The 23,757-nt window shown below is 55.8% G+C and carries 22 protein-coding genes; 10 read left to right on the top strand and 12 right to left on the bottom strand.

What is annotated here, in order from left to right; translation table 11 throughout:
* Window positions 1-130: 130 nt before the first annotated feature.
* The 3 genes from fldA to ybfF form a co-directional block, all read right to left on the bottom strand.
* The gene (gene fldA, locus LZP96_RS03665; RefSeq protein WP_064325326.1) at window positions 131-661 is read right to left on the bottom strand and encodes a flavodoxin FldA; all 531 of its coding nucleotides are present in this window, start codon (window positions 659-661) and stop codon (window positions 131-133) included.
* 157 nt (window positions 662-818) lie between these two features.
* The gene (gene ybfE / locus LZP96_RS03660) at window positions 819-1,106 is read right to left on the bottom strand and encodes a LexA regulated protein (protein ID WP_064325327.1); all 288 of its coding nucleotides are present in this window, start codon (window positions 1,104-1,106) and stop codon (window positions 819-821) included.
* A gap of 129 nt (window positions 1,107-1,235) precedes the next feature.
* Window positions 1,236-2,009: an esterase gene (gene ybfF / locus LZP96_RS03655; RefSeq protein WP_064325328.1), complete on the bottom strand. Its 774-nt coding sequence runs from the start codon at window positions 2,007-2,009 to the stop codon at window positions 1,236-1,238.
* Window positions 2,010-2,192: 183 nt separating this feature from the next.
* On the opposite strand from ybfF, the gene seqA reads away from it, so the two are divergent.
* The gene (seqA, locus tag LZP96_RS03650; protein ID WP_064325329.1) at window positions 2,193-2,735 is read left to right on the top strand and encodes a replication initiation negative regulator SeqA; all 543 of its coding nucleotides are present in this window, start codon (window positions 2,193-2,195) and stop codon (window positions 2,733-2,735) included.
* 24 nt (window positions 2,736-2,759) lie between these two features.
* Window positions 2,760-4,400 carry a phosphoglucomutase (alpha-D-glucose-1,6-bisphosphate-dependent) gene (pgm, locus tag LZP96_RS03645; protein ID WP_064325330.1) on the top strand — a complete coding sequence of 547 codons (1,641 nt, stop codon included), beginning with the start codon at window positions 2,760-2,762 and terminating at the stop codon, window positions 4,398-4,400.
* A 54-nt stretch (window positions 4,401-4,454) separates the two neighbouring features.
* Here the strand turns inward: pgm and potE are convergent, their stop codons facing one another.
* The 9 genes from potE to kdpF all read right to left on the bottom strand — a co-directional run bounded on the left by potE (window position 4,455) and on the right by kdpF (window position 16,391).
* On the bottom strand, window positions 4,455-5,771 hold the full coding sequence (gene potE / locus LZP96_RS03640; RefSeq protein ID WP_064325331.1) for a putrescine-ornithine antiporter: 1,317 nt from the start codon (window positions 5,769-5,771) through the stop codon (window positions 4,455-4,457).
* Window positions 5,768-7,966, bottom strand: a complete 2,199-nt coding sequence (gene speF / locus LZP96_RS03635) for an ornithine decarboxylase SpeF (protein WP_064325332.1) — start codon at window positions 7,964-7,966, stop codon at window positions 5,768-5,770. Before speF ends, potE begins: the two co-directional genes overlap by 4 nt.
* Window positions 7,967-8,219: 253 nt before the next feature.
* The gene (speFL, locus tag LZP96_RS03630) at window positions 8,220-8,324 is read right to left on the bottom strand and encodes a leader peptide SpeFL (RefSeq protein WP_157685350.1); all 105 of its coding nucleotides are present in this window, start codon (window positions 8,322-8,324) and stop codon (window positions 8,220-8,222) included.
* 280 nt (window positions 8,325-8,604) lie between these two features.
* Window positions 8,605-9,282, bottom strand: a complete 678-nt coding sequence (gene kdpE, locus LZP96_RS03625; protein ID WP_064325333.1) for a two-component system response regulator KdpE — start codon at window positions 9,280-9,282, stop codon at window positions 8,605-8,607.
* Complete coding sequence (kdpD, locus tag LZP96_RS03620) at window positions 9,279-11,966, bottom strand: two-component system sensor histidine kinase KdpD (RefSeq protein WP_064325334.1); 2,688 nt, start codon at window positions 11,964-11,966, stop codon at window positions 9,279-9,281. The genes kdpE and kdpD overlap by 4 nt, the downstream gene beginning before the upstream one ends.
* Window positions 11,967-12,542, bottom strand: coding sequence for a potassium-transporting ATPase subunit KdpC (gene kdpC, locus LZP96_RS03615; RefSeq protein ID WP_064325335.1), 576 nt, complete (start codon window positions 12,540-12,542; stop codon window positions 11,967-11,969). It abuts the gene before it with no gap.
* A 12-nt stretch (window positions 12,543-12,554) separates the two neighbouring features.
* On the bottom strand, window positions 12,555-14,603 hold the full coding sequence (gene kdpB, locus LZP96_RS03610; protein ID WP_064325336.1) for a potassium-transporting ATPase subunit KdpB: 2,049 nt from the start codon (window positions 14,601-14,603) through the stop codon (window positions 12,555-12,557).
* Between the two features lie 19 nt (window positions 14,604-14,622).
* Window positions 14,623-16,302 (bottom strand): potassium-transporting ATPase subunit KdpA, encoded by a 1,680-nt coding sequence (gene kdpA, locus LZP96_RS03605; protein ID WP_064325337.1) that lies wholly within the window; start codon window positions 16,300-16,302, stop codon window positions 14,623-14,625.
* Window positions 16,302-16,391, bottom strand: coding sequence for a K(+)-transporting ATPase subunit F (gene kdpF / locus LZP96_RS03600; protein ID WP_014069365.1), 90 nt, complete (start codon window positions 16,389-16,391; stop codon window positions 16,302-16,304). Before kdpF ends, kdpA begins: the two co-directional genes overlap by 1 nt.
* Before the next feature lie 306 nt (window positions 16,392-16,697).
* Between kdpF and LZP96_RS03595 the strand changes: the two genes are divergently transcribed.
* From LZP96_RS03595 to LZP96_RS03560, 8 genes are all read left to right on the top strand, one after another.
* Window positions 16,698-16,904 (top strand): YbfA family protein, encoded by a 207-nt coding sequence (locus tag LZP96_RS03595; protein WP_064325338.1) that lies wholly within the window; start codon window positions 16,698-16,700, stop codon window positions 16,902-16,904.
* A 604-nt stretch (window positions 16,905-17,508) separates the two neighbouring features.
* Window positions 17,509-18,921, top strand: a complete 1,413-nt coding sequence (phrB, locus tag LZP96_RS03590; RefSeq protein ID WP_064325339.1) for a deoxyribodipyrimidine photo-lyase — start codon at window positions 17,509-17,511, stop codon at window positions 18,919-18,921.
* A gap of 11 nt (window positions 18,922-18,932) precedes the next feature.
* On the top strand, window positions 18,933-19,676 hold the full coding sequence (locus tag LZP96_RS03585; protein WP_064328086.1) for a type 2 GTP cyclohydrolase I: 744 nt from the start codon (window positions 18,933-18,935) through the stop codon (window positions 19,674-19,676).
* A 14-nt stretch (window positions 19,677-19,690) separates the two neighbouring features.
* Complete coding sequence (gene pxpB, locus LZP96_RS03580) at window positions 19,691-20,347, top strand: 5-oxoprolinase subunit PxpB (protein WP_064325340.1); 657 nt, start codon at window positions 19,691-19,693, stop codon at window positions 20,345-20,347.
* Window positions 20,341-21,273, top strand: a complete 933-nt coding sequence (gene pxpC, locus LZP96_RS03575; RefSeq protein ID WP_064325341.1) for a 5-oxoprolinase subunit PxpC — start codon at window positions 20,341-20,343, stop codon at window positions 21,271-21,273. Before pxpB ends, pxpC begins: the two co-directional genes overlap by 7 nt.
* Window positions 21,263-21,997 (top strand): 5-oxoprolinase subunit PxpA, encoded by a 735-nt coding sequence (gene pxpA, locus LZP96_RS03570; protein WP_064328087.1) that lies wholly within the window; start codon window positions 21,263-21,265, stop codon window positions 21,995-21,997. Before pxpC ends, pxpA begins: the two co-directional genes overlap by 11 nt.
* A 40-nt stretch (window positions 21,998-22,037) precedes the next feature.
* Window positions 22,038-22,757, top strand: a complete 720-nt coding sequence (locus LZP96_RS03565) for a DUF969 domain-containing protein (protein ID WP_064325342.1) — start codon at window positions 22,038-22,040, stop codon at window positions 22,755-22,757.
* Complete coding sequence (locus LZP96_RS03560) at window positions 22,754-23,749, top strand: DUF979 domain-containing protein (protein ID WP_064325343.1); 996 nt, start codon at window positions 22,754-22,756, stop codon at window positions 23,747-23,749. The genes LZP96_RS03565 and LZP96_RS03560 overlap by 4 nt, the downstream gene beginning before the upstream one ends.
* The last annotated feature ends 8 nt before the right edge of the window (window positions 23,750-23,757 follow it).

The raw sequence follows: 23,757 nt of genomic DNA, 5'->3' as shown, positions 1-23,757 counted from the left end.
GGCGAATGCGTCCACTTTAACCTGGGTTATTGTACAGGTCTGAAAGCAAAAGTTAAAAATTTGTAGCAATTATTTTAATTGGAATTACCTATCAATGCGACGCAGCCTGAAAGCTGCGCCGTATGATCAATCAGGCATTCAGAATGTCGTCGAGGTTCAGTTCATCACGAATCTGTTTTACCCACTGCGTGACGCGTTCTGCGGTGAGTTCAGGCTGGCGATCTTCATCGATGGCCAGGCCGACAAAGTGGTCGTCATCCGCCAGGCCTTTAGAGGCTTCGAAGTGATAACCCGCTGTTGGCCAGTGACCCACAATCGCGGCACCGCGCGGCTCGATGATGTCACGGATGGTGCCCAGCGCATCGCAGAAATACTCTGCATAATCTTCCTGGTCGCCGCAGCCAAACAGCGCAACCAGCTTACCGTTGAAGTCGACTTCTTCTAATGTAGGGAAGAAGTCGTCCCAGTCGCACTGCGCTTCGCCGTAATACCAGGTTGGAATGCCCAGCAGCAGGATATCGTAACCCTCGAGATCCTCTTTGCTGCTTTTAGCAATGTCATGCACGTCGGCAACGTCTTTACCAAGCTGTTTCTGAATGTTTTTTGCGATGTTTTCGGTATTACCGGTATCGCTGCCGAAAAAAATGCCGATGATTGCCATGAGTAAAATAACCTCTTGAAACTTAATGGTATGGTGGCGCAAATTGTCCACGGATAAGGGCAATCATAGCAGAACAGGTAAGGTAGCGGAAACAGCTATCATGCCGGACTGCACTCTGTGCTACATGATTGGTGAAAATGCGCAGATTTTCAGACTTTCACCTGGTGTTGTGCAGGGCCTGAAGTTGTTCAAGCAACAGCGCTTCGATCAGCTCGCTGCGGCTGATATCTCGGGCGTCGGCCAGCTCATTCAGCGCGTCCACCGCATCCGCATTGAGTTTTAACTCGACGCGTTTAAGCCCGCGACTTTTATCGCGTTTGAGCTGATTGCGTTTATTGATACGCAGCTGTTCATCACGCGACAGCGGATTTGTTTTTGGGCGTCCCGGTCGACGTTCAGTTGCGAACAGATCTAATGTCGTACGGTCCGTTTGTTCTTTGGCCATGATTCAGAGACTTCGGGGGAAAACAGGCAGCCCTGCTATTGCCGGGGCGATGAGCGCGACATCATACATCACCGCTACCCACACGCCAACGACTGGCGGCGCTCAGGCATCCAGTCGCTGGCTTTTTAATCAAATGTCGTTCTCACCCAGGTAGCGGCGGATAGCCCGCAGCACCGCGTCGGGTTTTTCTGCGTGCACCCAGTGACCGGCACCGGCAATCACATGGGCTCGGGCCTGTGGAAATTGCGCCAGTAGCGCGTCGCGATAGGCGTCGGTGACGTAAGGCGAGTTGCCCCCGCGGATAAACAGGGTAGGGTGCTGCCAGGCGGGAACCGGCTGCCAGCCCACGATGTGGGGATATTGATCCCACAATACCGGCACGTTAAACCGCCACGAGCCGTCGACGAAGGATTTTAACAAAAACTGCACCACGCCTTCTTCTGCAAGGTGCTCGCGCATCACCGTCGCAGCCTGCTGGCGCGTGGTGACACCGGCTTGCGTAACGGCATTAATCGCGGCGAAGATCTCATCGTGGCGACGCACGTCGTAATCTACCGGCGCAACATCAATCACCACCAGTTGATCGACTCGCGCCGGAGCGAGTGCGGTCAGCGCCATCACCGCTTTGCCGCCCATTGAGTGGCCAATCAGCGTGGCTTTCTCAATGTTGTTAGCATCAAGTGTCTCCCGCAAATCTTCCGCCATCGCCGCGTAGGTCATGTCGTTGCTACGTCCGGAAAGGCCATGGTTGCGCATATCCACCTGCAGGATGTCGCGATCCTTCACCAGATCGCGTGCCAGCACGCCCAGGTTATCCAGGCTGCCAAACAGGCCGTGAACCAGTACGATGGGGGAATTATTGTTCGGCGATTGTGCAGATTGCGCTCGGCTATTCAATTTCATGGCAAAGTTCTTTTTTTACGGGTGTCAGGTTAGGGTATTATGTTGACCATTCTGCCGCCCGGCTGCAAGGATCCAGTTTAATCTGACTTTTGCCGCCATCCTGGCTTGACCCTATCCGCGGTTGGGATTTGAACCTATAATCCCAACGACTTGTATTCAGATAAGATATTGCACTGGATTAAGATGAAAACAATCGAAGTTGATGATGAGCTTTATCAGTATATTGCCAGCCACACGCGACATATTGGCGAGAGCGCGTCCGACATTTTACGGCGCATGCTGAAATTTTCCGCCGCCTCACAGCCCGCAACTCCGGTTTCCAAAGAGATTCGTCAGCCTCAGGCTGTCGCGGAAGCAAAAACGGTCGCCCCGGTTAAAGATAAGGTCCGCGCCGTGCGCGAAATGCTGCTTTCTGACGAATATGCCGATCAGAAAAAGGCGGTTAACCGATTTATGCTGGTGCTGACTACACTGTATTCACTCGATAACAAAGCGTTTGCAGAAGCGACAGAGTCTCTGCACGGTCGTACCCGCGTTTATTTTGCGGCCGATGAGCAGACGCTGCTGCAAAACGGTAATCAAACTAAACCCAAACACGTCCCGGACACACCGTACTGGGTGATCACCAATACCAATACCGGACGCAAATGCAGCATGATCGAACACATCATGCAGGCAATGCAGTTCCCGGCGGAATTGATTGAAAAGGTTTGCGGTACAATCTAACCCTTGCAAAAGAAGGACCCGGCAATGGCAAATCACGATCGTGCAGGTCAACCTGCACAACAAAGCGATTTGATTAACGTCGCTCAACTGACCTCTCAGTACTATGTATTAGAGCCGGAAGTGGGCAACGCAGAACACGCAGTGAAGTTTGGTACGTCTGGCCACCGTGGTAGCGCGGCTCGCCATAGCTTTAACGAACCGCATATTCTGGCCATTGCTCAGGCCATCGCGGAAGAGCGCGCCAAAAATGGCATCACCGGGCCATGCTTTGTGGGTAAAGACACGCATGCCTTATCCGAACCGGCATTTATCTCCGTGCTGGAAGTGCTGGCGGCAAACGGTGTGGATGTCATCATTCAGGAAAAAAACGGTTATACGCCGACCCCGGCCGTGTCGAACGCCATTCTGGAACATAACAAAAAGGGTGGCGCTCAGGCCGACGGCATTGTGATCACGCCATCGCACAACCCGCCGGAAGACGGTGGGATTAAATACAATCCGCCGAACGGCGGCCCGGCTGATACCAACGTGACTAAAGTGGTTGAAGACCGTGCCAATGCCCTGTTAGCGGATGGCCTGAAAGGCGTTAACCGTATTTCTCTGGATGCGGCAATGGCGTCCGGTCATGTGACCGAGCGCGATCTGGTTCAGCCATTTATTGAAGGCCTGGCCGAGATCGTGGATATCGCCGCGATTCAGAAAGCGGGCCTGAAGCTCGGCGTCGATCCGCTGGGCGGGTCGGGCATCGAATACTGGAAGCGGATTGCTGAATTCTACAAGCTGGATCTGACCATTGTGAACGATCAGGTCGATCAGACCTTCCGCTTTATGCACCTGGATAAAGATGGCGCGATCCGTATGGATTGCTCCTCCGAGTGTGCGATGGCGGGTCTTCTGGCGCTGCGTGATAAATTCGATCTGGCGTTCGCCAACGACCCGGATTACGACCGTCACGGCATCGTCACCCCTGCGGGCCTGATGAATCCAAACCACTACCTGGCGGTGGCGATCAACTATCTGTTCCAGCATCGTCCGCAGTGGGGCAAAGAGGTCGCCGTCGGGAAAACGCTGGTTTCGTCTGCCATGATCGATCGCGTGGTGAACGACCTGGGCCGTAAACTGGTCGAGGTACCGGTGGGCTTTAAATGGTTTGTTGACGGTCTGCATGACGGCAGCTTCGGCTTTGGTGGTGAAGAGAGCGCCGGGGCATCGTTCCTGCGTTTCGACGGTACCCCATGGTCCACCGATAAAGACGGCATTATCATGTGCCTGCTGGCGGCGGAGATCACCGCGGTCACCGGTAAAAACCCGCAGGAGCACTACAACGAGCTGGCCGCTCGCTTTGGCGCACCAAGCTACAACCGTATTCAGGCAGGAGCGACCACCGCGCAAAAAGCCGCGCTGTCTAAGCTCTCTCCGGAGATGGTGAGTGCCAATACGCTGGCGGGCGATCCTATCACGGCACGTCTGACCGCCGCGCCGGGTAACGGCGCTTCTATTGGTGGCCTGAAAGTGATGACGGAAAACGGCTGGTTTGCCGCACGTCCATCCGGCACGGAAGACGCCTACAAAATCTACTGTGAAAGCTTCCTCGGTGACGAACACCGTAAGCTGATTGAAAAAGAAGCGGTAGAAATTGTCAGTGAAGTCCTGAAGAACGCCTAAGCGAAGGCGAACACAGTCAAACGGCAACCCCAGGGTTGCCGTTTTGCGTTGAGTTTAACCGTGTTTGTTCTTCAGTTCGAACCGCGGTGAGACCAGACCATACAGCGTCCAGCCCATAAAGGTCACCATCGCGCCGTAAAGCATCGCCTCTTGCCCCGAGGAGTAAAGGGCGTAGAAGCTGTAAATGGCACCGACCAGCGCCACGATATTGGCTACTTTTGCCTTACGCGGCTCGACTTTTGCCACCTTCTGTATAATTACCAGCGCCGCCATCGACAGGATATACGGGATGATATTCGTCACCACCGCCAGGTTAACCAGCACGTTAAACTGGCTGTTCAGTGAGGGGCTAATGGTCATCAGCGACAAACCACTCTGGAAGATAACGATCGCCAGCATGCCCTGTATCGGCGCCTCTGACTGACTCACGCGGGAGAAAATTTTCGGGAAGTAACCTTCATCCGCCGACGATTTAAATACCTGCGCGATAGTGAACTGCCAGCCCAGCAACGAACCGCAGCAGGACATCACCATCAGCCCCATGATCACTTTGCCCACTTCCGGGGTAAACATCTGAGCGAAAGCCAGACCGAACGGCGCGGTGGAGTTAGCCAGATCCATATTTGGCACAATGCCGGCAATCACGTTGGTGGAGATAATATAAATTACCGCCGCGCCAAGGGTACCGCCCAGGACCGCGATTGGGACGTTCTTTTCCGGATTCTCCACCACTTCGGCGTTGGCACAGGCAGACTCCAGGCCCAGGAAAGCCCACAGCGTCATGGCAATGGAAGAACCGACCGCCGTGAAGAAGGGCACGTGATGCGGGTTCCATGAGTTGGCATACAGTGTCGGGCTGAACCAGAACCAGCCGATGATGCACAGTCCCACCACGGGAATAATGACCCCCCAGACGGTAATACTGCTGATTTGACCGGTGATCCGCGCCCCGCCAAAGTTAGCCACGGTGCACAGCCATAGCACGCCGATAGTGGCAAGACCAATCTGCACCGGGGTCAGGGCGACGCCGAACAGCTCGGTGCCATACCCCACGGCGGAAATGGCTATGGCGACGTTCGCAATCAGTAACGACACGCCATAGGTATAGTTCGCCATAAAGTTGCCGGACTTCCCGAAGGCGTACTCCGCGTATCCCCCCATTCCGCCAGACTTACGGCTGAACATGCCACATTTCGCGAAGGCCCAGGCCAGCGCCATGGAGCCCACGGCGGTGACCAGCCAGGAGATAATCGAGATGGTACCCACCTCGGCGAGCTTGGTGGGCAGCATGATGATGCCCGACCCCATCATGTTCACCATCGTCAGGATGGTGAGCTGTACGACGCCCATTTTATTATTGGATTTACTCATAGTTTTTCTCCTTTCAGCAGAGCAGGCTGAGCGGCAGGCTGTTTAATCACATAGCAGCGAACCTGTTTACGTCCATCACACTCCTCGATGTAGACGCCCTGTAGCTCTGGCGCGAACCCTGGCAGCAGATTGATCCCTTCTTCCAGCGCGATGAAGTAGCGCAGTACCGCATCCCCCCAGACTTCGCCAGGAACGACGCACAGCACGCCAGGCGGGTAAGGAAGCGCGCCCTCGGCGGCAATTCGGCCTTCGGCATCGCGCAGGGAAACCAGCTCGACGTCTCCGCGCAGATAGGCAAAGTTCGCCTCCTGCGGATTCATCATGACGCGGGGGAAATGCGCTTTGCGGAACATCTCTTTTTGCAGTTGCTTGACGTTATGACGGGCATAAAGATTGTGCATCTCCTGGCAAATCTGGCGCAGAGAGTAATCGGCATAGCGTTCCGGGTGCTGTCTGTAGAGCGAAGGCAGAACCTCCCGCAGCGGGGCATCGGTTTCCAGCAATTTCTCGAAACGAACCAACTGTGCGATAAGCTGTTGCAGCTTGCCCATGTCTTCCGCCGGGGTCAGCAGGAACAGAATGGAGTTGAGGTCGCATTTCTCCGGAATAATGCCGTTTTCACGCAGGAAGTTCGCGAGGATAGTTGCGGGCACGCCAAACGCCTCGTACTCGCCGGTGCGGGCATTAATGCCGGGCGTTGTCAGCAGGAGTTTGCACGGATCGATAAAATACTGATGCTCGGCATAGCCTTCGAAGGCATGCCACTTTTCGCCAGGCACAAAATGGAAGAAGCGCAGATCGGAAGAGATGTCGGCGGTCGGCCAGCTTTCCCACGCTTTGCCGTCGACGCTTTCCGGCACAAACGGGCGCACATGGTGGCAGTTTTGCAAAATTAATTTGCGCGCTTCAATCCCGTTCACCACGCAGTCCATCCACATGTTGCGTCCGCTTTGGCCCTCATGCATGCGGGCGTTGATATCCAGTGCGGCAAAAAGCGGATAGAACGGGCTGGTGGAGGCATGCATCATAAAGGCGTTATTTAAGCGTTTATGCGGTACGTAACGCTGTTGCCCCTTGATATGGCGGTCTTTTTTATGAATCTGAGATGTTTGTGAAAAACCAGCCTGTTGTTTATGAACCGACTGGGTGACCAGAATACCCGGGTCGTTCTCGTTAAGATCCAGCAGCAGCGGAGAGCAATCCGCCATCATCGGAATAAACTGCTCATAGCCAACCCAGGCAGAATCGAACAGGATGTAATCACACAGATGACCTATCTTGTCGACGACCTGGCGCGCGTTGTAAATGGTGCCGTCGTAGGTACCCAGCTGAATCACGGCAAGGCGGAACGGACGGACATCTTTCGCACGGGCAGGGGCAACCTCTGCCACCTGTTCGCGCAGGTAGCGCTCTTCAAAGCAGTGGGCATCAATACCGCCGATAAAGCCGTAGGGGTTGCGGGCTGTCTCAAGATAAACGGGCGTCGCGCCCGCCTGAAGTAAAGCGCCGTGATGATTGGATTTGTGGTTGTTACGATCGAACAGGACCAGGTCGCCTGGCGTGAGCAGGGCGTTGAGCACCACTTTGTTTGAGGACGATGTGCCATTCAGGACAAAGTAGGTCTTATCGGCATTAAAGACTTTTGCCGCATGCTGCTGTGCGATACAAGGTGCGCCCTCGTGAATGAGCAGATCGCCCATTGCGACGTCAGCATTGCACAGGTCTGAACGGAACAGCGTCTCACCAAAGAAGTCGACAAACTGGTTGCCGGCAGGGTGGCGACGGAAAAACTGCCCGCCCTGATGCCCCGGACAGTCAAACGCGCTGTTTCCCTGATTCACGTAATCGACCAGTGCGCGGAAAAACGGTGGGCGCAAATGCATTTCATACTTTTGCGCCGCGGCCTCAAGTTGTCTTCCGTAAAAATCGTTACTGTTATCGTTGTACTCAAACACGCCGTGGATGCGCGATAAGTACTCCGCGGGAACAATTTCTTCTTTATGGGTGGCGATAAATATGGGGATGCCAAAACCGGTGGCTTCGATGGTTTCTATAGTGCCATTAAAAATATCGCCCACGGCAAGCACAACGGCTGCAACGTCAATATAATCGGAAGCGCTGACCTCAACCATTTCACGGGTAGTGGTAAAGCAATCCGGACACGCACGGCTGGCAGCAATTTTTAATTTGTTCATGTTCAACTCGTTATTTTAGATAATAAGTGGCCCTCGATTTCTCATTAAAAGAAATCGATATTTCCGGAATAAAAGGCAATATCAGGTCGCTGACAGATAATCAGTTAATTGACTTTTAATGGATTAAATCCATGCCGTCCGGTTGCGACAAAGGCAGGATCTAAAGAGAAATAGTGCACGTCTTAACAGGCAATTAACTGTTTAAAAAGCGTTTTCAGTATAGCCTGCAAGCAAATGCACCCAGATCGAGGGACTAACGGGCGTTGAAGAAATGAAAGTCAAAGCTGTTGCGGTGGGCGAACATCATAATATGCGTTGTTCGCCTGATATGGGGCATTGAACGATTATTGTTTTCCATGCTTAATTTTCCTTTCAGTAATTGAAAGCACGGTCATTTTATCCAGGAAAGGAAGGTAAACTGTGAAGATGATCACCAATAATCGATCTGATCAGAAATAAATATTCGCCAGAAGTGAATATCACGGAGAAAAATGCTGCTTTGTGAAAACAATGTTAAAGATGTGTTTTAATGCTGTGTTTGTGCATCCAAAAATATAATGGGAATAACCCGTGCGTTATTTTATAAATAATAATCAGCAACATTCTAATTCGAAGGGGAGAATAGTTTGAATAACTATTCACAACATAAAGCGATAACCGATACCGGTTTCCGTTAATAAATGGAGAGGGCGTGCGGGGTCGTTTTCGAGTTTTTGCCGAAGGTGGCCCATATATATGCGTAAATAATGACTATGTTCAACGGCATTAGGCCCCCAGACCTGATTCAGCAGCTGACGCTGGGTAAGGACTTTGCCATGGTTGTTGAGCAAAACGGCCAGCAGACGGAATTCAATGGGGGTCAGGTGGATCTCTTCTGTACCACGCTGGATACGGCGGGCAGCCAAATCGACCCGCACATCAGAAAAGGTATACACCGGTTCGGCCGGCGTGGTGGCGCTGTGCCGACGGAGCGCCACGCGCAGTCGGGCCTGCAGTTCGCCAATGCCGAAGGGCTTACTGAGGTAATCATCCGCGCCAGCATCGAGGGCGGCAATTTTATCGCTCTCTTCGGTGCGGGCCGAGAGCACGATAATTGGCATCTGGCTCCACTGGCGGACCTCACGGATAAAATCAATGCCGTCTCCATCGGGAAGACCTAAATCAAGGATCACCAGGTCTGGCTTGCGGGTCGCAGCCTCAATTAAACCGCGCTGTAATGTTCCGGCGTCATACACGCGCAGGCCATCGCCTTCCAGCGCGGTGCGCAGAAAGCGGCTGATAGCCAGTTCGTCTTCAACGATCAGAACGTTAATCACAAATCCTCTGGTAATTCATCAAGTTCGGGTGGCGTGTCCAGCGGCAGTGTAACACAAAAACAGGCACCGCCTTCCTGGCGGTTACGGGCCGTGATGGTGCCCCCATGCACGTCGATAATGGCCTGACAAATCGCCAGCCCCAGTCCAACGCCAGGAATCGCCGACTCTTTGTTTCCGCGGGCAAATTTCTCAAAGATGGCCTTCTCTTGCCCGGCGGGAATGCCCGGTCCGTCGTCCCAGACCTCCAGCTCAAGCGCCTGGTGGTGCACGCTGGCGTTAAGTCCGATATGGGCGCGGGGTCCGGCATATTTTAGTGCGTTTTCCAGCAAATTGATCAGTACCCGTTCGAACAGCGGTCCGTCCACATGAATCAGCGCTAACGGTTCCGGCAACGACAGGGCGACAGGGTGCCCGCCGAATCCGGGTTCAAGCATTTTCAGCGCGCTGCCGACCACTTCCTCCAGCGTCAGCCACTCTTTTTTCAGGTTAAAACCCCCGGACTGAATGCGGGCCATATCCAGCAGATTATTGACCAGGCGCGTCGTGTTCAGCACGTGCTGACGGATTTCGCTGGCCTGCGGCGCATGGGGTGAATTCTCGCTGGCCAGATCCAGGGTCAGGATTTCGGACTGACCAAATAGCACCGTTAACGGCGTGCGCAAATCATGAGAAAGCGCCGCGAGCAGGGCGTTGCGTATGCTCTCCCGTTCGCTTGCCAGACGCGCGTGCTCTTCACTTGCCGTCAGCGCCAGTCGCTCCAGCGCGCTGGCCACCAGCAGGGTGAAGGTTTCCAGCAGACGCTGCTGCTCAGGAATCATTAACTGGCGCAAGTTTGTCGGTTCGACAATCACCAGACCCAGCTGTTTTTGCGCGCTTCGCAGCGGCAGAATTTGATAGGGTACGCCCGGCAGGGTATCTGTGCCCGCGCCGGCGGGAAGCCCTTTATCAAAGCTCCAGCGGGCGATGGCTTCATCCCATGGGGACATCCCGCTCGCGGCGGTCAACGGACTCAGTTTTCCCTGCTCATCCGGCAGCAAAATCAGGCTGCTTGCGTGAAAGGTTGAGCGAATAAATTGTTCGCTGGTTTGCACAATATCCAGTGGCGTACGGCCTACGGCGAGGGATTTGGACATTTCGTAGAGATGGCGCGTGCGCTGCTCACGGTAGCGGGCAATGCGCGCCTGATAACGCACTCCCGCCGTCAGATTACCGACAATCAGCCCGACGGAAAGCATGACGGCAAACGTAAGAACGTACTGCACATCGGTGACGGCCAGCGTGCCGCGTGGTGCGATGAAAAAGAGATCAAAGCTGACCACGTTAATAACCGTAGCCAGCACGGACGGCCAGCGTCCGTAAAAGAGCGCGACGATGACCACGCCAAGTAGATAGATCATCACCAGATTGGCGGCATCAAATGCGATCAGCCACTGGCTTGCAACAAGGGTAATCAGGGTGCAGAGCACAACCGCGACGAGACAGCCGCGCAGCTGAATCCGCCATTTTTCGCTGATTGACCGGGCATCCGGCGCACGCGGCGGCAGGGCGGCGGGTTTGTCATCAAGCGCCACAATCACCAGGTCCAGATCGGGCGCGCGTTTTGCCAGTTTATCGGCAAAAGATTCGCGGCTGAACCAGCGACGATGCTGGCGACGACCAATAACAATTTTGCCCAGATTATGCTCGCGGGCGTAACGAAGAATCGCTTTCTCTTCTGCCGGATCGGACAGCGTGGCGGTTTCGGCTCCCAGCTCTTGCGCCAGCCGTAGCGCGCTTAAGATGGCGCGACGCTGATGTTCCGGCAGGGCGTGCAGGTGGGGCGTTTCAACATAGACAGCATGCCAGATGCTGCCAAATTTCGCCGCCAGACGGGCAGCGGTGCGCACCAGTTTTTCATTACCGCTGCCGTGTCCGATACACAGCAGGATAGCGTCCCGGGTGTGCCAGACGCGCTCCTGACCCTGCCTGTCGCGCCAGGCACGCATCTGATCGTCCACGCGATCCGCCGTGCGTCTGAGCGCAAGCTCGCGCAGGGCGATGAGGTTACCCTTACGGAAAAAATGTTCGATGGCGCGCTCAGCCTGGCCCGCTATATAGACTTTACCTTCATGCAGACGCTGACGGAGATCGTCCGGCGGCAGGTCCACCAGCACCACTTCATCGGCAGAATCAAAGAACGGATCGGGCACGGTCTCGCGGACCTGAATTCCCGTCACCCCGCTGACCACGTCGTTGAGGCTCTCCAGATGCTGAACGTTGACGGTGGTCAGAACGTCAATTCCGGCCTCCAGCAGCTCTTCAATATCCTGCCAGCGCTTGGGGTGACGTGAACCAGGCGCATTGCTGTGCGCCAGTTCATCCATCAGGATTAACGCCGGGCGACGGGCGAGGGCGGCATCAAGGTCAAATTCCGTCACCCGTCGTCCGCGATGATTCATCGTGCGGGCGGGCAGCGTAGCCAGCCCGCTCAACAGCCCGGCGGTCTCTTTACGACCGTGGGTTTCGACAACGCCGATCAGGATATCCAGCCCTTGCGCCCGTAACCGCTGTGCTTCAGCGAGCATCGCGTAGGTTTTCCCGACGCCCGCGCAGGCGCCAAAGAAGACTTTCAGCTTGCCGCGATGGGGAGCTGCTGTCTGTTCAAGCAACCGGTCCGGATCGGGGCGCAAAGGCTCGTCGGTCATTTAGTTTTTCCTTTGCGCATCCAGCGCCAGATTCAGTTCAACAATATTCACCACCGGCATGCCGATAAAACTGACCAGTGGTTTTTGAGTATGCGCGTCCACCAGGTGACGCACCTCGTCGGTGGAGAGCTTACGGGCGGCCGCCACGCGCGGGATCTGCCAGACGACGGCCTCAGGCGACAGGCCATAATCCAGCCCGCTTGCGGAGGCGGTCACCAGTTCAACGGGAACGTCGCGGCTGGCCTGCGGGTTTGCCTGGCGCAGCGCGGTAACGCGTTCCGTGATGGCATCATCTAACGCAGGGTTGCTGCCTGCCAGATTGCTCCCGCCCGAAGCCATTGGATTATACGGGCTTTCCGCCGTGGCGGAAGGTCGTCCATGAAAGTAACCCGCGTCGGTAAAACCTTGCCCAATCAGGCGTGAACCGCGTGTTTCACCGTTCTGAATAATCAGCGAGCCGTTGGCCTGATCCGGAAATAACCACTGGCCCAGTGCGGTGGTGATCAAGGGATAGAGACCGCCAGTGACCAGCGACAAAAGAATAAAAAGAAGTATAGCCGGGCGTAACATAGTCATTTGATTTGCCTCTTAAACCAGCCCAAAAACGGTAAGCAGAATGTCGATCAGTTTGATGCCGATAAAGGGAACGATAAGACCGCCGAGGCCGTACACCCACAGATTACGGCGTAGCATGGCGGCAGCCGTAAGCGGCTTATAGCTCACTCCTTTCAGGGCCAGCGGGATCAGGATGACGATAATCAGGGCGTTAAATATTACCGCGCTCAGGATCGCCGAGGCCGGAGAGTGCAGATGCATCACATTCAGCGCGTTAAGCTGCGGGTAGGTCGCGGCAAACGCGGCGGGAATGATGGCAAAGTATTTTGCGACATCATTGGCAATACTGAAGGTGGTGAGCGACCCGCGCGTCATCAGCATCTGTTTACCGATATGCACGACTTCAATCAGTTTGGTGGGATTGGAGTCCAGATCGACCATGTTGCCCGCTTCTTTTGCGGCCTGGGTCCCGGAATTCATCGCCACCGCTACGTCCGCCTGTGCCAGCGCCGGGGCGTCGTTGGTACCGTCGCCGGTCATGGCAACGAGACGGCCATCAGACTGATACTGGCGAATCAGGGCCAGCTTGGCCTCTGGCGTGGCCTCGGACAGAAAATCGTCCACGCCAGCTTCCGCCGCGATGGCTGCGGCGGTCAGACGGTTATCCCCGGTGATCATCACCGTTTTAATCCCCATTTTACGCAGCTGGGCAAAACGTTCTTTGATGCCTCCTTTAACGATATCTTTTAAGGCGATGACGCCCAGAACCGTTGCCCCTTCGCAGACCACTAACGGTGTGGCTCCCTGACGCGCCACGTTCTCGACCAGGCTGTCGACCGCTGGCGGGAAATGACCATTGTTAGCCTCAATATGACGGCGAATGGCGTCAACCGAACCTTTGCGGATCATCCGGTCCTGAATGTTGATACCGCTCATGCGGGTTTGCGCAGTAAAGGGCACAAACGTGGCGTTCAGGCTCTGCACATCCCGCTGGCGCAGATTGAAACGCTGTTTGGCGAGGATCACGATACTGCGACCTTCCGGCGTTTCGTCCGCCAGCGACGAGAGCTGTGCGGCATCGGCCAGCGTTTTTTCATCCACGCCCGGCGCGGGCAGGAATTCCGACGCCTGGCGATTACCCAGGGTGATTGTCCCGGTTTTGTCCAGCAGCAGGACATCCACATCGCCCGCGGCTTCTACCGCGCGTCCGCTGGTGGCGATGACGTTCGCGCCGAGCATGCGGCTCATCCCCGCTACCCCGATGGCAGACAGCAGACCGCCGATGGTGGTCGGGATCAGGCAGACCAACAGGGCCACCAGCACCGTCACGCTGACGGCGGTGCCGCCATAGGCTGAGAAGGGCCATAGCGTGGCGGTGGCCAGCAGGAAGACGAGCGTCAGGGCAATCAGCAAAATGGTCAGGGCAATTTCGTTAGGGGTTTTACGCCGTTGCGCGCCTTCAACCATGGCAATCATGCGGTCCAGGAAGGTTTCGCCCGGATTTACGCTGCACTGGATCACCAGCCAGTCAGAAAGAATACGCGTTCCTCCGGTTACCGAGGCAAAGTCGCCGCCGGATTCGCGGATCACCGGCGCAGACTCGCCGGTAATGGCGCTTTCGTCCACGGAAGCACCGCCCTCAATCACTTCCCCGTCGCAGGGGATAATATCGCCCGCCTCGACCAGCACCACGTCACCTTTGCGCAAATCCTCGGCCGGGACATGATCCATCGGGGCACCGTATTTCGCTTCACGCAGTTTGCGGGCGAAGGCCGTTTTTTTGACGCCTTTCAGGCTGTTGGCCTGTGCCTTGCTACGGCCTTCGGCTAACGCCTCGGCGAAGTTGGCAAAAAGCACGGTGAACCACAGCCATACGCTAATGGCTGCGGTAAAGCTTGCCTGCCCGGCAAGGTGACCGGTACTCATGGCGATAGCCAGCAGGGTGGTCAGAACGCTACCGATCCAGACGATAAACATCACCGGATTGTGCCATTGCACCCGCGGGCTTAATTTTTTCACCGCATCCATCAGCGCCTGACGAACCAGAGAAGGTTCTAACAGGGCCAGTTGCTTACGACTCATGACGCATGTCTCCGCACTATTAACGTAAAGAAAGATGTTCCGCGACCGGGCCTAACGCGAGGGCGGGGATAAAGGTCAAGGCACCGACCAGCAATACGGTGCCAATCAGCAGGCCGATAAACAGCGCGCCGTGGGTGGGCAGCGTGCCGCTGGTGGTGGGCTGAATTTTTTTGTTCACCAGCGCGCCGGCAATCGCCATCACCGGGACAATCACCCCGAAGCGACCGACAAACATGCAGAAGGCCAATAAACAGTTCCAGAAAGGAGAGTTCGCGCTTAAGCCTGCAAAGGCGCTGCCGTTGTTATTCGATGCAGACGAAACGGCGTAGAGCACCTCACTAAAGCCGTGAATGCCCGGGTTGAAAATACCGCTGCGCCCGGCGTCGGTCATTAACGCCAGCGCGGTGCCCATCAGCACCAGGGCAGGGGTGACCAGAATGGCCAGTGCGGTCAGTTTCATCTCGCGCACGTCGATTTTTTTACCCAGATATTCCGGCGTACGTCCAATCATCAGTCCGGCGATAAATACCGCCAGCAGGACAAACAGCATCATGCCGTACAGACCTGAGCCAACGCCGCCGAAGACCACCTCGCCAATCTGCATCAGCCACAGCGGGATCATGCCGCCCAGGGCGGTGAAGGAGTCGTGCATGGCGTTCACCGCACCGCAGGATGCCGCCGTGGTGACCACCGCATACAGACTGCTTGCCAGGATGCCAAAGCGACTCTCTTTCCCTTCCATATTGATGGCGCTATCCGCACCCAGCGCCAGCAGGTGAGGATTTCCCTGCCACTCAGCCCACATCACCAGCGCGACGCAGACGATAAAGATCAGCGACATCGCCCACAGAATGGCGCGTCCCTGGCGGCGATCGTTGACCACATCGCCAAACGCAAAACAGAGCGCGGCGGGGATCAGGAAAATCGCCCACATCTGTACCAGATTGGTCAGCGCAGTCGGGTTTTCAAAAGGATGGGAGGAGTTGGCGTTAAAGAAGCCCCCGCCGTTGGTGCCGAGCATTTTGATCGCTTCCTGCGAGGCGACCGGCCCCATCGGCAGCATCTGTTTCACCCCTTCCAGCGAGGTGTACGAGGTATAAGGGAGAATATTTTGCAGGGTACCTTGCTGAATAAAGAACAGAGCAATCAGCAATGAAAGGGGCAGCAATACCCACAGGGTGATGCGCGTCACATCCACCCAGGCATTTCCCAGCGTCCCCATGCTTTGACGAGCAAAGGCGCGCGCCAGGGCAAACATCACGGCGATACCGCTGGCCGCCGAAAGGAAGTTTTGTACGGTGAGCCCCACCATCTGACTGAGGTAGCTCAGCGTGGTTTCACCGGCGTAGGACTGCCAGTTAGTGTTGGTGACAAAACTCACGGCGGTATTGAGCGCCAGGTGCCATGACAATCCGGGCAGCCCTTGCGGATTCAACGGCAGAATGCCCTGCATCATTAGCAGGGTGAATAAGAAGGCGAGACCGGACAGGTTTAACAATACGATGGCCAGCAGATACTGACGCCAGTTCATTTCACGATCGTGAATGCCGAGCGTACGCCAGATCCCTTTTTCCACTTTCCCTACGCCGGGCAGCGCGACGTTGTTAATCATGCTGGCGAGCAGCGTTCCCAGCGGTTTGGCCAGCAGGAAGAGCACCAGTAAAAAACTACCAATGAGTAAAAATGCCTGGGCAGCCATCAGAATGCCTCCGCATTGATCAGGGCATAGACCAGATAACCCAATAACAGGAACACCAGCACGATGCCGGCAATCAGACCTGCACTCACAATTCACCTCCGGGTGACATTCGTATTTGTGCTTACGATAGGATTTTCGGCGCAAAGATTTCGCAAAAAAGCGGCAGGCAGGTGTAAAAAAAGTATAAAGAGAGAAAAACCATTGTTTTACTAATGGTTAGTATCTTGTTAACTTTTTTGTAACTTAATTACGGGCAAACTGTAAATATTCACTAAATGAATAAAAAATAGTGGTCGGATGAGTAGTAAAATTACAAACAAAACGGTACTATTTTAGCCAGATAACCAAATTTGATTCCCGGATAACGTTTCCGGCCAACTATAGGGGAGAAAACAATGGACTTTTACAAAGCGTATCCAGCTCATGTGGTCTTTTTACGTCGTGCTTTCGCCGTAGTGGCGGGAATACTGGCATTGCCCGTGATGTTATTCTGGAAAGATCGCGCACGTTTTTACAGCTATCTGCACCGCGTCTGGGCGAAAACCAGCGAGAAGCCGGTTTGGATGGATCAGGCCGAAAAAGCGACCTGCGATTTCTACTAAAAAAGACGGCACACAGCCATAAAAAAAACCGCCTACAGCAATGTGGCGGTTTTTTTGTCCCTCAGGATTCGCGGTCCGTTGGGAAGTTTTTCAAGCTCCCTTCAGAGGATGACAAGCATACTTCCGCTGGATTAAAAATTAAAATCCTCCGCACTAAATATATTCCTAAAGAGTAGCCCGGTGGATTACGCTTTATTGGTACGACGTTTAGTATGCAGCGTCCCTTTCCGCCATCTCGCACATGGGCACCGGTCCCGGGAAAGGAGTTACCACAACCGTCAGTCAAGCTTCCTTCAGAGCTTGAGTCCACCGACTTATCACCGGTGGTGAACGGTGGAGCGGTTAGCTGCAGGGACCGCATAATGAAACGCTATCTGTGCATTGCGTTCATTGTCGCCAGCGTATTCGTGGTGAAAAGTGATGAACCGTCCAGGTTTGTTGCTTTAACCATGCTAACGCCAGACAAGTAGCGTTAAGGCCGCCGTTCAAGGCGGCCTTTTTTATTTCATCCCGTCTACACTTCATGGCAAAGTACACAAAAGCCTGCCGTTTTCTCTTAAATGGCATGGCCTTACGGACATAATGGACAATTGCCAGGAGTTTTATGCCCACCCATTTGGTTTGGTTTCGCGCGGATTTGCGCGTACATGACAACATCGCGCTTGCGGCGGCCTGCCGCGCCCGGAACGCAAAGGTGCTCGCCCTGTTTATTGCCACGCCGGAGCAGTGGCGGCAACATGATATGGCGCCGCGACAGGCGGCCTGCCTGCGTTCACATCTGAATCATTTACAGCAAGCGCTGGCTGAAAAAGGTATCCCTCTGATTTTCGAGGAGGTGAGCGACTTTGACGCCCAGGTTAAAAAAGTGCAGGCGATTTGCGCGCAGCACGACGTCAGCCATCTTTTTTATAACTATCAGTATGAGTTCAACGAACAGCAGCGTGACAGACAGCTGGAAAAAACCCTCACAGAGCTGGTCTGTCAGGGGTTTGACGACAGCGTTATGTTGCCACCGGGCAGCGTGATGACCGGCAATCGGGAAATGTACAAGGTTTTCACCCCCTTCAAAAATGCCTTTATTAAACGGCTGAAGGAGAGTTTACCCGAGTGCGTTGCGGCCCCTGCTACCCGGGAGGGGGAGGTCCCGCCGCAAAAGGCCATTCAATTTGATTATCCCCAGCAGGCGTTCGACAGCGCGCGCTTTCCCGATAACGAGAAAGCGGCCATCGCCCAGCTGCGCCATTTCTGCAAACATCATGCGGGTGATTATGAAACCCAACGCGATTTCCCCGCCATAGAGGGGACCAGCCGTCTGTCGGCCTGTTTAGCGCTGGGGGCTTTGTCACCGCGTCAGTGTCTGCATCGCCTGCTGGCAGAACAACCTCAGGCGCTGGACGGCGGGGCAGGTTCAGTATGGCTGAACGAGCTTATCTGGCGGGAGTTTTACCGTCATCTGATGACGTATCACCCTGCATTATGTAAACATCGGCCCTTCATCCGCTGGACGGAGAAGGTGCAGTGGCAGGATAACCCGGCGCATCTTGAAGCCTGGCAACGCGGTCAAACCGGTTATCCCATTGTGGATGCCGCCATGCGCCAGCTTAATGAGACTGGCTGGATGCATAACCGCCTGCGTATGATTACCGCCAGTTTTTTGGTGAAGGACTTACTCATCGACTGGCGCACCGGAGAGCGTTATTTTATTTCTCAGCTGATTGATGGCGATCTGGCCGCCAATAACGGTGGCTGGCAGTGGGCAGCCTCGACGGGAACCGACGCCGCTCCTTATTTTCGTATTTTTAATCCGACCACCCAGGGACAACGTTTTGATGCGACCGGCGAGTTTATTCGTCAGTGGTTGCCGGAGCTGGCCGATGTTCCCGACAAAGCCCTCCATGAACCCTGGGTATGGGCAGATAAAGTGGGGAAAACCCTGACTTATCCTCGCCCAATTGTCGATCATAAACAGGCGCGCGTCGCCACGCTGGCGGCCTATGAAGCCGCGCGAAAAGCATAAAGAGAGTCATGATGAAAAACAGCGAACTGGAAAGTCTGATTAATGAAAAGCTGAACAGCGGCAGCTTTAGCGACTACGGTCCGAATGGATTGCAGGTAGAAGGCCGTGAAACGGTGCAGAAAGTGGTAACCGGCGTCACCGCAAGCCAGGCGCTGCTGGATGAAGCCGTGCGCCTTGGGGCGGATGCGGTCATTGTGCATCACGGTTATTTCTGGAAAAACGAAGCGCCCATTATTCGTGGTATGAAGCGCAATCGCCTGAAAACGCTGCTGGCCAACGATATCAATCTGTACGGCTGGCATTTACCGCTGGATGCACATCCGGAGCTTGGCAACAACGTCCAGCTGGCCCAGCTGTTGGGGATCACGGTGATGGGCGAAATTGAACCGCTGGTGCCGTGGGGTGAACTGTCAATGCCGGTACCGGGCCTTGAACTGGCCTCCTGGATTGAAGCCCGTCTGGGCCGCCGTCCCCTGTGGAGCGGTGATACCGGGCCCGATTTAGTGAAGCGTATCGCCTGGTGTACGGGCGGGGGGCAGGGCTTCATCGATAAGGCGGCGCACTTTGGTGTGGATGCCTTTATTACCGGTGAAGTCTCAGAGCAGACGATTCACTCGGCGCGTGAGCAAGGTCTGCATTTCTACGCGGCGGGGCATCACGCTACCGAGCGCGGCGGCATACGCGCTTTAAGCGAATGGCTGAACGAAAACACCGATCTGGACGTCACCTTTATTGATATCCCTAACCCCGCCTGATGAGAGGTGCATAAGTGCAGCGAGCGCGTTGTTATTTATTAGGCGAAACGGCCGTCGTTCTGGAGCTTGAGCCTCCGGTGACGATGGCTACGCAAAAAAGAATCTGGCGTTTAACCCAGCGGCTGGCAGAAATCCCCGAAGTGGTCGAAGCCATTCCGGGGATGAACAACATCACCGTGGTGCTGCGTAATCCACAGTCGGTGGCGCTGGATGCCATTGAGCGGTTGCAGCGCTGGTGGGAAGAGAGTGAGGCGCTGGAGCCTGAATCCCGCTTTATCGACATCCCGGTGGTCTATGGCAAAGCGGCCGGGCCCGATCTGGGCGAGGTGGCCAGTCACGCCGGGCTCAGTGAAAAACAGGTGGTTGAGCTGCACGCCTCGGTTGAGTATGTGGTGTGGTTTTTAGGTTTCCAGCCTGGCTTCCCGTATCTGGGCGGATTACCGCCACAGCTGGCCATGCCCCGCCGTGGGGAGCCGCGTTTAGTGGTACCCGCCGGCTCGGTGGGTATTGGCGGGGCACAGACCGGCATTTATCCTCTGGCTTCGCCCGGTGGCTGGCAGTTGATAGGTCACACCGACCTGCCGCTGTTCGATCCACTTCGTGACGAACCCGTGTTGTTAAGGCCCGGCGATACCGTGCGATTTGTCCCGCAGAAGGAGGGGGTATGTTAAAAGTCATACGTGCCGGACTCTACATGTCAGTGCAGGATGGCGGACGAACCGGACAACGGCAGTCCGGGATCAGCTATTGCGGGGCGCTGGACAAACCGGCGCTGCACATCGCAAACGTGCTGGTGGGTAACAGTCCTGATGACGCCGCGCTGGAAATCACCCTGGGTCAATGTTGCGTTGAGTTTGAAACGGATACCTGGTTTGCCCTGACCGGCGCGGGTTGTGAAGCCACCCTGGACGATGCCGCTGTCTGGACCGGCTGGCGGCTCAGGGCGAAAGCCGGACAGCGCCTCACGCTTCGCCGTCCGCAACACGGCGTAAGAAGTTATCTTGCCGTCGCAGGCGGTATCGATGTCCCTGTGGTGATGAATTCCCGCAGCACCGACCTGAAAACCGGCATGGGCGGCTTTGAAGGCCGCTTGCTCAAAGATGGCGACAGGCTGCCGCTCGGTGAATGTCCACACGCGTTCGTGGAGGCGCAGGGGATCAAACAGCTGCTCTGGAGCAATCGCATTCGTGCCCTGCCCGGGCCGGAATATCACGAGTTTGATCGGGCGTCGCAGGACGCGTTCTGGCGTTTGCCCTGGAAGCTTAGCCCTCAGAGTAACCGTATGGGGTATCGCCTGCAGGGACAACAGCTGATGCGCAACACCGATCGCGAAATGGTCTCGCACGGTCTGCTACCCGGCGTGATTCAGGTACCTCACAACGGGCAGCCCATCGTGTTAATGAACGATGCCCAAACCACCGGCGGTTATCCCCGCATCGCCTGCATCATTGAGGCCGATATGTACCATCTGGCGCAAATTCCCCTCGGCCAGCCGATCCACTTTGTCCTCTGTACCCTGGAAGATGCCCTTGAGGCGCGACGCGTGCAGAAGCAATACATCGAACAACTGGCATGGAGGTTGAATGATCGTCGTTGATCTGAATGCGGACCTGGGTGAAGGGTGCGGCAGCGATGCCGCGCTGTTAGACCTGGTGTCGTCGGCCAATATCGCCTGTGGCTATCATGCGGGCGATGCGCAAACCATGCAGGCGTGCGTGCGCGAGGCTGTAAAAAAAGGGGTTGCGATTGGCGCGCATCCCAGCTTTCCCGATCGGGAAAACTTTGGGCGGACGGCGATGAACCTTCCGCCGGACACGGTGTTCGCGCAGATGCTGTACCAGATTGGTGCATTAAAGGCCATCACCCGCGCGGAAGGGGGGCAACTCCGCCACGTTAAACCGCATGGCATGTTGTATAACCAGGCGGCGAAGGACGCTACGCTGGCAGAGGCTATCGCCCGTGCGGTGCAGGCTGTCGATCCGGGCCTCATCCTGGTAGGGCTTGCGGGCAGTGAGCTTATCCGGGCGGGTGAACGTCACGGTCTGGTGACACGCGAAGAGGTCTTTGCCGATCGCGGCTATCGGGCCGACGGAAGCCTGGTGCCGCGAAGCGAGCCGGGTGCGCTGATCGACCAGGAAGAACGGGCGCTGGAGCAGACGCTTGAAATGGTCCAGAGCGGCCGGGTAAAAAGCCTGACCGGCGAGTGGGCGAACGTGCGGGCACAGACGGTGTGTTTGCACGGTGATGGAGAACATGCGCTGGCGTTTGCCCGTCGGCTGCGTGAAGCCTTTAGCGTTAACAATATTAAAATCAGTGCGTAACGCACAACAGTAAACACAACACAACAACAGGAATTTCATCATGGCAGAGACGCTTTCCCTCTGGCCACTCATCGGTATTGCGGTGATTGTGGTCGGGTTTCTCTTACGCTTCAATCCGGTTCTGGTGGTCATCGTCGCCGGGATTGTCACCGGCGTGGCGGCACATATGCCCGTCGCCACCATCCTCGAAAAGCTCGGCGAAGGGTTCCTGAATACGCGAAATTTGCCGTATATCCTGCTGATCCCGCTGGCGGTCATAGGCCTGCTTGAGCGCCATGGGCTGAAGGAGAGGGCGCAGGCGTGGATTGCCAAAATTCACAGTGCAACCGCAGGCCGACTGCTGATTGTCTATCTGTTTGTGCGTGAAGCCACCGCTGCGATGGGCCTGACCAGCCTGGGCGGGCATCCGCAAATGGTGCGTCCATTGCTGGCCCCGATGGCGGAAGGCGCAGCGGAGAAAAAATATGGTGCACTGCCGGGGGCCGTACGTTATCGCCTGAGAGCGATGTCAGCGGCAACGGACAACGTCGGGCTGTTCTTCGGGGAAGATATCTTTGTCGCCTTTGGTGCCATTATCTTTATGCACAACTTTATGCTGGAGTCCGGTGGGATCCAGACCGAGCCGCTGCATATTGCGCTTTGGGGGATCCCGACCGCGCTCTGTGCCTTCATTATTCATGCCACACGGCTATGGCGGCTGGATAAACATCTTGAACGCGAACTGGCGAAAACCACGACCGGACAGGGAGATCGCGCATGAATTTCCAGCAAAGTTATCTGTACTGGCTCGCGGGGCTGGTGCTGCTGATTGTCGCAGTAATGTCCTTTCGTGATAAAGCGAACCCACGCCGTGTCACAACCGGTCTTTTCTGGGGCCTGTACGGCCTGATTTTCCTCCTGGGCGACTGGACGTATCAGCTGGTGGGTGACAAACGCACGGTGCACATTGCCGTCGGCGTGGCGGTCGTTGGGTTAGCGCTGATTGCCGGTTTCGGCGGCGTGCGCCTGGGCAGTTATCATCAGCGTAAACAGGAAGAGCGAGAAAGCAGCGCGAAGCGTCTGGGCAACCGACTGTTTTATCCCGCCCTGGCGATTCCGGTGGTGACGGTGATCGGGGTGCTGATGTTTAACCATATTCCCGGTTTACAGGAGAGCCTGTTCGGCCCGGGCAATCATTCCACGCTGGTGACGCTCTTTTCCATGACGGTGGGCTCGCTGATTGGTCTGGCGATGGCGGTGAAGATGACCCATGAAAAGGCGCATCAGCCGATTCAGGAGGCGCGCCGTCTGCTGGACTCCATCGGCTGGGCCTTTATCCTGCCGCAAATTCTGGCCACCCTGGGCCTGCTGTTTACCGCAGCCGGTGTGGGAGAAGGGATCTCCTGGCTGACCCAAACGTATCTGGCGGTAGACAGTCGGTTTATCGCCGTCGCGGTCTACGCTATCGGGATGGCCCTGCTGACGATGGTGATGGGTAATGCTTTTGCGGCGTTCCCGATAGTGACCGCCGGAATTGGTATTCCGATACTGGTCTTGCAGCATGGCGGGAATCCGGCGGTAATGGCGGCGATTGGTATGTTCTCAGGCTACTGCGGAACCTTAATGACGCCGATGGCGGCCAATTTCAATATCGTGCCTGCCGCCCTGCTGGAGCTGCCGGATAAAAACGCGGTGATCAAGGCGCAGGTGCCCACCGGCGTGCTGCTGTTGATCGTGAACGTTTTCCTGCTCTATTTCCTGATGTTCCTGTAAGGAGTGAC

The organism is Huaxiibacter chinensis (assembly GCF_022171985.1).
GTDB lineage: Bacteria > Pseudomonadota > Gammaproteobacteria > Enterobacterales > Enterobacteriaceae > Enterobacter > Enterobacter chinensis_A.
Note: the sequence above shows the minus strand (reverse complement) of the source record. Positions and strands in the feature narration are given on the sequence as shown.